Genomic DNA, 11,828 nt, shown 5'->3' with positions numbered 1-11,828 from the left:
CCATGGATGTACATAAGCGTCACATCCGTATTGGTTGCACGACCTATCTTGAATGATTCTGTCCATAAATCAGGGGTCTTTATGATTCGGCGTACCATGGCTGTATTGGTCCCGATTGACTCTGTAAACGCTCCTTTTGGGCCTCGAACTACCATTTGAGTGTCCGATTCTGAAATTGTGCGTGTTTCTCCGCCTTTGGTACTGGCGCTCAGTACCTGATTTATTCCATCTACTAGAACGAGCGTATCACCTGCCATTAAGGTTGAAAATAAATCATCCCAGTTATGGATGGGTGATACGTTACCAATGGTCATCATATCTTCAGAAATCAGTTCTAACGCATTTTGCTTATTCACTTTTGTTTTCTTATCATCTTTCATCATGGATTCCAGTAAGAATTCTTGAATCGATTGATTGTCTACAATACCCTCTACATAGATAATCGCTGTTTCTATATCAGAATTGCTTCCCATTTTTATCTGACGGATAACAACGTCTGGACTATTTCCCGTTTTCTGATGAATCGTATCGAGATTGGCCGATAAGGAATCTTGTATATATTTTCCTGTATTAATAGGGTTATTTTTACTCTCTTGCTGGCGAGGTTTTTTTAGTTTTCCATTTTTAAACAATGAAGGCATTGGTTTACGTCTCCTTCTTTATTTTTGGTTATTTTAACCACATATAGTTTTTTTATGTAATATTTAACAAATCTTTTTTGTATCATACTATATGAAAAAGAAGAAGCTACTAAATGGAGCGTGATAAGTATGAAAATCATAGGGATTGCCCTTTTAATGATGGGATGTTTAATGACTTTTTCTTTAGGCATCGATATTTTTCAAGGATTTGATGTTTCTCAAGCATTATACAATGCGGTAAGTCCTTTTCGAGTAATGGAAGTTACCGAATTATTTGTGCTCTTTTTTCTTCTTTTTCTTTTTTTTTGCTGAATCTGCCTATCTTTTTATAAAAAAAAGAAAGGGAAATGAGAGCTAATAAGGACACTTGTCTCCATTTTTAGTTGGCCTTCTGCATTTCTTGACGTTTTATCCATTCTTTTACATTACTCATTTGAGCATCGAAGGCCATCTGAAAGAGACCTGTGAGCTGACGATCATTGAAGTGTTGACTTTTTATGTTGAGAAACGCCTCTTCATAGGATAGAAAATGGAGTTGGTTAAATAAGAAGTCATCCATTGCCTCTTGAATAGAGGCTTCATTTTTCCAACAATTCATAGGAACATTAGCAAATTGCCAGGGTTTAAAGGAACCTGGATAAACAGCTTCAATCACTTGAAAAGGGGATTGTCTAAAGAGGGAAAAGACACCTCCTAGACCATTTTGGTTGAAAAAGTGAAAATTAACCCGATGAGGAATCTCATTAAAAGGAATTTTTAGTTCTTCCTCTATTACATATTTTACTGCCTCAATAGCACGATCTTTCCCTTCTTCTCCTTTCCAATATTTACGGGGTACTTGTCGAAATTCCCACGGCTGGAATTCTCCAGGATAGGCATTATCAATGACTTCGTAGTAATTCCATCCATATAACATAGCAGGTGGTCGAAGGCGATGAGACCATAATGTATCTGCTCCTACTTTAAGAGGGATTTCATGAATAGGGATTGATAACCGTTGTTCAAGTAGATAGCGTGTTATATAGTTCATATATGTTTTTCCTTCGTTACCTACAAAAAAATCGTTAGGAAATCGTTTTCTTTTCCCATCTAGAACGTGCTGATAAATTTCAATAACTTGTTCTCTATCCACTACTTCAACTTCCTTTTAAAAAGTATTTTAAAAATATTATGTATAGTTACGAGATTTATATACAATGGAACGGACTGTTAGCCTGATAAATGGAGCGTTTAGTCTATAATAAATAATCTTGCAGCTTTTAAATCTTAACTATTATAAGAGCATTCCTTACCACTCTACATTTCCAATAAACGGAATTTTTATTTTGTGTAAATATAAATTATAGATCATCCCTAAGTTTGGAATATATCTGGATTTCGATTGAATGATTTTTATTAGTTCTTTACTTTCTTAATATTCCATATTAACGAATCTACACCTATAGAGAAATGAGCGATCGGTTCTACTTCAGAAAGGTTAAAATGAAAAGGTATAAAAAGGTTATTTCTCAATATTTCTATCTCTGCTTTTTGTAACGGCCAAGGCTGGTGGTGTATTTCACCAGAATAGATGTTGGCTCCGTTACTCGAACTATAGAGACAATATCGCTCAGTTAACCAATGATCAAGAGTTCCTTCTTTTGAAAAATAAACTTCAGATACGGGAGCATATTTACCCTTGAAGGATATAGGAGTATTCGTGTTACCTTCACGGATACTCTGGCAATGAAAGGTTTGACCTTCTTTTCGAAAAGAAATTTGCGCTGAATGATAAGGCAAACGATACCATCTCTTTGCAATGTTTAAGGAAGCCCAGTTCCCCACGTCAATAGACATAAAGTAAATACCGGGCTTACCATCACGTTTAACATATGTCCTTACATTGATTTCTGGAAATTTAGGGGTTAGGGAAATAGATGATATTCCACGGGGATAGATTCCCTCTAAAACGAATAAAATGACACCTATCCATGCGGATCCATTAAAGGTGTCAATTTGCAGAGAAGAAGGAACATATGGCCGAAGTTTTTTTAGTGGAATAGGCCAATGTAAAAACAATAGATTTCTCCAAGTTTGTCGCATAATCCAATATTTTGAAGCTAATGGATAAGACCGATAAATAACATCCTTCATTATGTTCATGAAATCACCCCCTTATATATATCCATAGTTTGGTTGAAAGTGAAACTTTTATACAATTAGGAATGTAAAAAGCTCAACTATTTTCAAACCCTTTTCTTTATATAATTTCTCTTTTTTGGATAAAATATGAATTGTAAACTTACTTATTGAAAATACGCTAAATATGGAGTAATAAATATGTCGAACATTTTTTATTATTTGACCTCTTTGATGATAGCAATGATACTTTTCTTTTTTTTATTCGTTCTTTTTGGTTGGCGCTGGATAATAAAACGAACAGTGAAACAAATGGGGAAAACTGTTTTAACCGATAGTTATCAAGAAAATATAATGGAATTGATGCCGGGACTTCGGCATATGGGTATTCAAAATATGCTAGAAAATAGCTTGCGTGCAGCGACGGGCGACGTCCTCCATCGTCCACTTGGATCTTCCAAAAAATGGCCGCATTTGGATCCACTTACCTTTATCCCTGCGCAAACGTCACCATTTCCAATTGATGGCGAGGAAGATGTAGACGTTGCGGTTACCATTGGTCCAAAAGCAAAAAAACCAATGAAAATAAAAATACCACTCATGATCAGTGGAATGGCCTATGGTATTGCGCTCAGTGAAGAAGTAAGGCTTTCTTTGGCTGAAGCAGCGAATAATGTGGGAACAGCGATTAATTCTGGGGAAGGTGGGGTCTTACCTGAAGAATTAAACCAAGCTGGAAAGTATATTTTACAGTTTTCAAAAACAGATTGGTCAAAAGAAGAAGAGCTATTTAAAAGGGCCGATATGATTGAAGTTAAATTTGGGCAAGGTGCTTTAGCAGGAACGGGTGGGAAGATTTCACCTAAAAATTTAACAGGACGTGCCCGTGAAGTGATGGGACTAAAGGAAAACGAGGATGCAGTAATTTACGATAATTTTTTTGAAGACCAAACTTTAGATGATTTGAAAGAACTTGTTGAAACACTTCGTGAGCTCTCTGGTGGGGTTCCCATTGGGGCCAAAATGGGAGCTGGCGGAAAAATTGAAGAAGACATCGATCATTTAATTGACATTGGGGTTGATTATATTGCGGTAGATGGGGGACAAGCAGCTACATTTGGCGCCCCACCTATTTTATCTGACGACTTTGGAATCCCAACTTTGCATGCGATTGTCAGGGCTGCCAATCATTTAGAAAAGAGAAACATGAGAGGGGAAATTAGTTTAATTGTCTCTGGCGGCCTCCTAGTACCCGGGCATTTTTTAAAAGTACTTGCTCTAGGAGCCGATGCAGTATATATAGGATCTGCTATGTTATTTACCGTCTCCCATACTCAATCATTGAATCCCCTTCCATTTGAACCGCCTACACAAGTCGTTTGGAATCAAGGGAAATTCAAGGATCAATTTAAGATTGAAGAAGGAGTAAAAGCAGCAGAGAAATTCTTAACAGCAAGTACAGAAGAAATGAAAATGGCATTAAGAGCAATGGGAAAACGCTCATTAAAAGAATTGTCAAAACAGGATCTCGTGTCCTATGATGAAGTAACTGCCAAAATGGCTGGAATTCCATTTTCCTTCGAACCATGGGAAGATAAAAGTCATTAAATCCTTAAAGTTGCTTATTAGCATAATAGTTCATAATTAACTCTTTTAAGGGATATTATGGTAATTTAATTCGACGATATCTGTAAAAATAGAAAAGCACAAATCCACTATATATGATTTGTGCTTTTTTGAATGAGGAAATAACACGTTAAAAGTTTAACGATTTAACGCTTTAAAGCAAAGGACATCTTTTGTTTCATGATAATCTACATACGTTAAGTAAATGGTAAATTATTTAATGTGAATTATTAATTTATCTATTTACTCTTACTAACGAAAAATACAACTTTTCACTTCTTATCATATACGAACGTATCTTCTATTTACCTTTTAATAAATTGTTATATATATAATAACCTTATAAAAATACTACAAGCATTTAAAGCTAATGATTTTTCAATAATATAATTTTAATTAAAAATAAAAATTAAAAGTTTTTTATAATAAGAAGTAAATGAATAAACTCTGTTATAAAAATAAGAGTTTCATCATTTACTCTTTATGACGACAAATATGGGCTTTTTCTACATTCTATGTAAATACTAAATATACTATATTTAAAATACTTTACTATTTACTTAACGTTATAAAGTTTACATATATTTTTCTCTTTATAATCTATATACTTGCTCCAACGTTCACCTTGGCTAATATAGTCTTCAAACGTAGAGTTCCTAACTACAATATAACCACCACATTCATCTGCAGTCTGTTTTGCAATGGAATGCGTATCAAAGGGAAATTCGACCAATTCATCGTTTGTAAATTCATAAATAGAGGTCTCTTTCCTTTTTACGTTTCTACATGATTCATTTACATAATATAACTTACCTAACTTTATAAAATAGTATGGATATTCTTTGTTAGGCAATTTACTCCCCTCCATTTCTACACTCTTTAATTGCTTTGTAAGTAAATATTATCCTGTTATTTGGATTTAAAAACCTAAAATCCTTCTAAAAAAGCCACTCTTTTAGAGTAGCTTCAATTAAGCAAATGTTAATGTATTACACCACCGAAACAGATACCAATTAGGTAATGAAGTCGGAATTCTTTAGATGCTACGTAGCTACTGCAGTAAGGCTGCCTGTCCGGTCAAAAAATAAAAAAGAACCCTTACTGCAGTAGGGAATCAAAAGGGAAATAAAAAGGAGAAGACATAATGCCTTCCCTTGGATTTATTTTAAAAAATGTTTTTCAAAATATTTCAATTGATAATCTAAAGTTACGGAATCATTAAACATAAAGGTATTCCCGTCTACTTCTATTACATGATTATTCTTCACTGCAGGTATTCTTTTATATAAGCCTGTCTTTTGATATGAGTTGTCTTGTTCATTATATTTACTAACAATTAAGTAATCTCCAACATAATCAGGTAATATCTCAGAAGAAATCATATAATATCCTTCTTTTTTGGTCATTTCCTTTACTTTTTCAGGCATTTTTAGATTTAGTGCTTGGTATAGAACTTCTGTGCCCCGCCCCCAACTGTCACCAAGAATACCCATATTCTTATCATAACTTTCCATCACAGTAACAGTTGAATTTTCACCAATTTTAGCTTTAATTTCGTTTCCTACTTTATTTGCGCGTGTTTTGAAGTCATCAATCCAATTTTGAGCTTCCTTTTCTTTGTTTACTAGCTTTCCAATTTCTAAATGTTGTGTTAAATAATCTACTTTATTGTACGTATAGGTAACTGTTGGAGCAATCTTTTTTAACTTGCTTAAGTTTTTACTATCATTCGATCCGATAATTAAATCAGGTTTTAATTTGATGATTTTTTCTAAATCCTCATCTGAAACAACAGGAACATCTTTTAATTCATCTTTAAACAAGGGACTTTTTTTAGCCCAACTTTCTACACCTACGATATTTACACCTAGTGAGATTAAATCCCCTGTATAGCTAGTTAATACTACTACTCTCTTTGGATGGGCAGGAACTTTAATAGGACCATCTTCAGATTGATATGTAATGGTTTCATTTTTTTCCTTATTGTTTGCCTCAGCTGATGATTGACTGTTGGTATGGTTGTCGCAGGCACTAACAATAAGAACAAACATTAAGATAAAAGGTATTAATAATTTTTTCAAGTTTAGGTCTCCTTTATGTACTGTATTATTCTAATTTGCTTAGTTAAGCATTTGTTTCACTAATTCTCTATTACGTTTTTTAAACACTTCGTTATGTGAAGAGACCATAGCCATTTTACTGGAATCGGGATGGATGAACTGCTTGGCTTTGTTTACGGCATTAGCAGCATCTTGGAAAGTCCCAGCTATTAAATTTAATTTGCCGTTATGTTTTAAAATATCTCCAGCAGCGTATAGTCCAGGTATTGAAGATTCGCTAGAGACATTGCCTTCAATATAATAATCATCTATCGTTTTGATATCTAAGTCACTATTTTGAAGTAATACCTTATCCCGTTCATATCCATGATTAATAATTACTTCGTCAATTGAAAAATATGACTCTTCTCCTGTTTGATGATTTACTAATCCCACACGTTCAATTTTTTCATGATTAGCGCTAGCAAGCAGTTTTTTAATAGACGTATTAAAGAAACACACAGCAGAACTATTTAATAATTGTGAAACTTGAGCTTCATGCCCTGTTAAAGCATCTTTTCTATAAACTAAATAGACTTTTTTTGCGATAGGTTCTAATTCATTTGCCCAATCTATTGCAGAATTTCCTCCGCCTGAAATAACTACAACTTTGTTTTTAAAATGCCCTAGAGATTTTACTGTGTAGTTTAAATTAGACACTTCAAACCTTTCCGCACCTTCTATTTGAAGCTTCTGAGGATTTAATATTCCTCCTCCAACAGCGCAAATGACAGTTTTAGAAAAATGCTTTTGTCCAGATGTACCTTTGAGAATAAAGATTCCTTCTTCATTGCGGGTGATAGATTCAATTTTTTCGTTTAATACAACAGTCGGATTAAAGGTTAACCCCTGCTCCACGAGCTGTTCAATTAACTTTGCTCCTGAAAGTGGCGTGAGCCCACCAACATCCCAAATCATTTTCTCAGGATATACATGTATTTTCCCGCCTAATCTTGGTTGATATTCAATTAACTTGGTACTCATTTCTCTCAGTCCACTATAAAAAGCTGAATATAAACCAGCTGGACCTCCTCCAATTACAGTCACGTCAAATATTTCTAGTGGTTTCATATTAGGTCACTCTCCTAAGATTAAATAATATTGATTATCATTATCAATTAAATATATAACGTTTCTTTTATTTTTACAATGCATTAATTGGAAAGGTAGTTCTAATCTTTTTTGACTTTATAGTAAGAGTATTCTAATTTTAATAAAACAAGTTTATGTAGAAAAGAATGAAAAAGATTGACTAAATTGAAATGAAAGACTATTATTTACCATATACAAATGAAAATGATTATCATTTTCATTTGTATATGGTAAATAAATTTAGTAGAGGCAAATAACCAAACTTCCTTAGACTATTAAAGCCTCTTAAATATGTTAAACAAATAAAAAAATTTTTAAAGGAGACATAGTTTATGAATAACATTGGCATTTTAAGAGCAGAAATTGAAAAAATAGATGAAAAGATATTTGCTCTGATACATAAAAAGGGAGAAATTATTAAACAAATTGACGAATTAAACCAAAAATTAGAAGTAATCCACTACTCTTCAGCAGGACTACAACCCCTAGTCGAGAATATTAAAAATATAGAAGTCAATCAAACCATAAAAAAGCCAAATAAATTCTTATTTTCTAGAGAATATCAAGAAAAAGATACAATTATCCATATCAACGATAAAAAAATTGGAAATGGAAAACCAAAATTTGTAATGGGGCCATGCGCAGTAGAAAGTTTTGAGCAAGTAAATATAGTAGCTAAAGAAATGGCTAAAAGAGGTTTAAGTTTATTAAGAGGAGGTGCTTTCAAACCAAGAACTTCCCCCTATGATTTTCAAGGACTGGGATTAGAAGGATTAAAAATTTTAGCAAGGGTTGCTAATGAAAATAATATGGCGGTTATTACAGAAATTATGAGTACTGAACAAATTGATGAAGCATTAGAATATGTAGATGTAATTCAAATAGGTGCTAGAAATATGCAAAATTTCGCACTTTTAAAAGCTATAGGTAAAACAGATAAACCTGTATTACTTAAAAGGGGTTTATCAGCAACTATTGAAGAATTTAAATTTGCAGCTGAGTACATTCTTTCAGAAGGAAATAAGCATGTAATTTTATGTGAAAGGGGTATCAGAACTTACGAAACATCAACAAGAAATACACTGGATATTTCAGCAGTCCCAATTTTAAAACAAGAAACTCACCTTCCTATATTGGTAGATGTCACACATTCAACTGGTAGAAAGGATTTATTAATTCCGGCAGCTAAAGCAGCTCTGGCTATTGGTGCGGATGGAATAATGGCAGAAGTACATCCCAATCCACAAGTAGCATTGTCAGATTCCAAACAGCAAATGAATATTAGTGAATTTCATACTTTTATGGATTCAATGGATAAATTTTTAAATAAAAAAGTCCCGGAATTGTTAACCAATTGAAAAGTAGATGAGGAAATATATACGACGCTACTCAAGACAGCAAGCCAAAGAAAAAATTTTCAATTCAGTACTAGCTCAATTAGTTTTAGCCAAAGCCCTAAGGGACTTCGAAAAAACACAAATGTTAATGAAAATTGGCGAGTCTTTACAGAATAGAGATAGAGAAGAATTCATACGTTTAACTGAAAAATTATATATGATATAAAATCTCTTCAAAAAACAACCATTACTTTTAATAAGAAGTAATGGCTTTTTTTTTGACATGCTATGATTTGTCTTAAAGGATATTAGAGGTGAACAATTTATAATAAGCTTTCTTACTGTGTGTTCTATCTCTTCAGAATATAATCTATAAATAGATTTAAAATTATTTTCTACTTATTATTGAAGTCAATAAAATCTCTTTTTTATTTCTAATCATTCTACCTTTTTAATTTGGCCTCTAAGTTCGCAATCAGAATAATCATGTTCAATATTTTGATAACTACCAAATTTATCTTGAATAAAACAAATTGCTATTGCTGCAATAATAGCTGGAATGGTAAAACTGATAAAATTCATATAAGTCGGTAAATTTAAATCCATTAATATACCTCCAATAGAGGGCCCTAAAATCGCACCAAGACGGCCAACTCCAAGAGCCCACCCAATTCCAGTAGACCTTATAGATGTTGGATAAAAATTAGACATATATGCATTGTTTAAATTTTGAGAGCCTATTGATGCTGCTCCAGACAATAATATTAAGAAATATAAAACAAATAGTTCGGGTTTAAAACCAAGTAGGGTTAAACAAATAGCTCCAATTATAAAGAAGCCAACAAGAACTCTTTTAGACCCAATTCGATCAGCTAACATACCACCAAATATTGAACCTACTATGGCTCCTATGTTTAAACTCATTAGAAATAGTAGACTAGATTCAAGAGGGTATCCTAATTTCACCATCATCTGAGGAAGCCATGTTCCAAGTCCATATACTAATAACAAGCCCATAAAACAAGAAATCCAGAACATTATCGTTGTTCTTCCACGCTGATTTTCAAATAACTTAACTACAGGAACACCCTGTTTTGGTACATCAACCTCAAAAATATCATTATCATAGAAAATATAATCAGAATTTAAGCGTTTTAGTATAGCTTTTGCTTTTGTATATTCTCTTTTTACAACATAATAATAAAGAGATTCTGGTAAATACTTATTTAATAAAGGAATAGATAGCAAAGGAATTGCTCCTATAAAGAACATCCACTCCCACCCTAAATTGGGTATTACTTTTAAGCCAAGGAGAGCTACTAAAATACCGCCAATGGAATATCCACTAAACATAATGGCAACCATTATGTTTTTAATAGACTTTGGAGAATATTCGGAAGTAAGAGCAACTAACAATGGGGGAATTCCACCTAATCCTAATCCTGCAATAAAACGATAAATAGCAAAATCTACTGGACCTTTAGCAAATCCTGTTAGTAGGGTAAAAAAACCAAAAATAGCGACACAATAAATAATTACTTTTTTTCTACCTACTTTATCCGCAGATATTCCACAAATGAGTGATCCTATTAATCCCCCTACTAAAGTTAAACTTCCTATAAGCCCCAGTATACTGGGGCTTATAGACCATGATTGACTGAGACTTGGAATCACTGCTCCGTACACAACAAGATCAAACCCATCAAAAAGAATAAGAAAAATGCACCAAAGCAGTATTGAAAGATGAAAAGAGTTAAATTTGCTATCATCCACAACTTGCACTATATTAATCTTTCGCATTATAATTCCTCCGTAATTAAAAACTTTTATAAAGATTGCCAACATTACTTTTCTTTAAGCAAACTAACATAATCTTATTCAAGATATATGGTTAACTTAGTTTTTAATCAGATTTTTAAAAAACATTACTATTTCTTAACTCGACCTTTATTTATTAATGTTTAACTTCAATAAGAAATACCTAATTTAGTACATAACGTTTTGAAAGACACTAATATTGGTTCCTCCTTAAATTTTTGTATATGAGCACCCTGAGCACACACTGAAAGCTTATAGTCATCATTGATATAATACTGTTTACAATTGAAATTTGTTATTTGTGTATTGTTTTCTATATCTGTTAATGTAATAGTATTAGCATTCAGCTTTTTTACACTAAATGAATCTAATGGAATGGACATTCCTTTTCCGACTGCCTTAATATAACTTTCTTTTAAAGTCCAGATATCATAGAAAGAAGAAACTCTTTCCTCTTTTTCATTTAATAAATTTTTATATTCTTCCTCTGTAAACAAGCCTTTTGCTATCTTTAAATCAAATGGTAGAACTTTTTCTATATCTACCCCAATTTCTTTTTCATGTACAGCGCATACTACCCATTCCCCAGAATGGGATATATTATAATGAAAATGAGGATATTGGCTAACGAAAGGCTTTCCATATAGATTCTTATCAAATGTTAACCCTTTTTTTACTAAGCTATATCTCTTACAAAGAATAAAACGCACTAAAAGATCCCCTAATAATGTACGATATACATCATCGATGTGAAAAAATCTATTGATTCGATTTTGCTTCTCTATAGAAACATTAGGTAATATTTTTTCTACAATCGCTTTACTCTTCTCTTCTGGTAATTTACAAATGTATACTTCAATCAATTTGTTCTCACTTTCCTCTTTAGTTAAATTTTTAATTAAAAAAATCGCTATATAGTAATTGCTATAAACATATATTTAAATTTTATGAGAGCGTAAAATATCTTGTGTAAATGAATAAATGCAAAAAGGAAGACCTTTTCTTGTAGAATTAAGTCACCACAACCAATTCAAAGAAAGAAGGTCTTCCTATGAATCAGTTTACAACAGATCTTGTTCAAGCTCTAGTCCAAAAAG

At 32.6% G+C, this 11,828-nt stretch carries 12 protein-coding genes; 4 read left to right on the top strand and 8 right to left on the bottom strand.

The window, feature by feature from the left end:
• Positions 1 to 641 (bottom strand): spore germination protein (locus AC1D0Y_RS28880; protein ID WP_477708356.1); only part of this gene is annotated, 641 nt, incomplete at its 3' end.
• Positions 642 to 770: 129 nt separating this feature from the next.
• Between AC1D0Y_RS28880 and AC1D0Y_RS28875 the strand changes: the two genes are divergently transcribed.
• A complete protein-coding gene (locus tag AC1D0Y_RS28875) occupies positions 771 to 953 on the top strand; it encodes a YczF family membrane protein (protein WP_477708355.1) in 183 nt (60 codons plus the stop codon).
• Positions 954 to 1,020: 67 nt separating this feature from the next.
• Here AC1D0Y_RS28875 and AC1D0Y_RS28870 read toward each other — a convergent pair whose 3' ends face one another.
• Together AC1D0Y_RS28870 and AC1D0Y_RS28865 are read right to left on the bottom strand one after the other, a co-directional pair.
• A complete protein-coding gene (locus tag AC1D0Y_RS28870) occupies positions 1,021 to 1,773 on the bottom strand; it encodes a DUF4046 domain-containing protein (RefSeq protein WP_477708354.1) in 753 nt (250 codons plus the stop codon).
• Positions 1,774 to 2,036: 263 nt separating this feature from the next.
• Positions 2,037 to 2,783 (bottom strand): YqjF family protein, encoded by a 747-nt coding sequence (locus tag AC1D0Y_RS28865; RefSeq protein WP_477708353.1) that lies wholly within the window; start codon positions 2,781 to 2,783, stop codon positions 2,037 to 2,039.
• 177 nt (positions 2,784 to 2,960) lie between these two features.
• Here AC1D0Y_RS28865 and AC1D0Y_RS28860 point away from each other — a divergent pair, with 177 nt between their 5' ends.
• Complete coding sequence (locus AC1D0Y_RS28860; protein ID WP_477708352.1) at positions 2,961 to 4,367, top strand: FMN-binding glutamate synthase family protein; 1,407 nt, start codon at positions 2,961 to 2,963, stop codon at positions 4,365 to 4,367.
• Between the two features lie 574 nt (positions 4,368 to 4,941).
• Here AC1D0Y_RS28860 and AC1D0Y_RS28855 read toward each other — a convergent pair.
• The 3 genes from AC1D0Y_RS28855 to AC1D0Y_RS28845 form a co-directional block, all read right to left on the bottom strand.
• On the bottom strand, positions 4,942 to 5,238 hold the full coding sequence (locus tag AC1D0Y_RS28855) for a hypothetical protein (RefSeq protein ID WP_477708351.1): 297 nt from the start codon (positions 5,236 to 5,238) through the stop codon (positions 4,942 to 4,944).
• 307 nt (positions 5,239 to 5,545) lie between these two features.
• Complete coding sequence (locus AC1D0Y_RS28850) at positions 5,546 to 6,466, bottom strand: iron-hydroxamate ABC transporter substrate-binding protein (RefSeq protein WP_477708350.1); 921 nt, start codon at positions 6,464 to 6,466, stop codon at positions 5,546 to 5,548.
• Positions 6,467 to 6,505: 39 nt separating this feature from the next.
• Positions 6,506 to 7,555, bottom strand: coding sequence for an NAD(P)/FAD-dependent oxidoreductase (locus AC1D0Y_RS28845; RefSeq protein WP_477708349.1), 1,050 nt, complete (start codon positions 7,553 to 7,555; stop codon positions 6,506 to 6,508).
• Between the two features lie 353 nt (positions 7,556 to 7,908).
• Between AC1D0Y_RS28845 and AC1D0Y_RS28840 the strand changes: the two genes are divergently transcribed.
• The gene (locus AC1D0Y_RS28840; RefSeq protein WP_477708348.1) at positions 7,909 to 8,934 is read left to right on the top strand and encodes a bifunctional 3-deoxy-7-phosphoheptulonate synthase/chorismate mutase; all 1,026 of its coding nucleotides are present in this window, start codon (positions 7,909 to 7,911) and stop codon (positions 8,932 to 8,934) included.
• A 7-nt stretch (positions 8,935 to 8,941) separates the two neighbouring features.
• Complete coding sequence (locus tag AC1D0Y_RS28835) at positions 8,942 to 9,139, top strand: IDEAL domain-containing protein (protein WP_477708347.1); 198 nt, start codon at positions 8,942 to 8,944, stop codon at positions 9,137 to 9,139.
• 212 nt (positions 9,140 to 9,351) lie between these two features.
• Here AC1D0Y_RS28835 and AC1D0Y_RS28830 read toward each other — a convergent pair whose 3' ends face one another.
• Together AC1D0Y_RS28830 and AC1D0Y_RS28825 are read right to left on the bottom strand one after the other, a co-directional pair.
• A complete protein-coding gene (locus AC1D0Y_RS28830; RefSeq protein ID WP_477708346.1) occupies positions 9,352 to 10,713 on the bottom strand; it encodes an MFS transporter in 1,362 nt (453 codons plus the stop codon).
• Positions 10,714 to 10,880: 167 nt separating this feature from the next.
• Entirely contained in the window at positions 10,881 to 11,594 is a 714-nt protein-coding gene (locus tag AC1D0Y_RS28825) for a 4'-phosphopantetheinyl transferase family protein (protein ID WP_477708345.1), read from the bottom strand.
• Positions 11,595 to 11,828 lie beyond the last annotated feature (234 nt).

The organism is Priestia sp. P1_B12_1 (assembly GCF_056406695.1).
The sequence above is the reverse complement of the archived record's forward strand: the minus strand, read 5'-3'. Positions and strand labels throughout refer to the sequence as shown.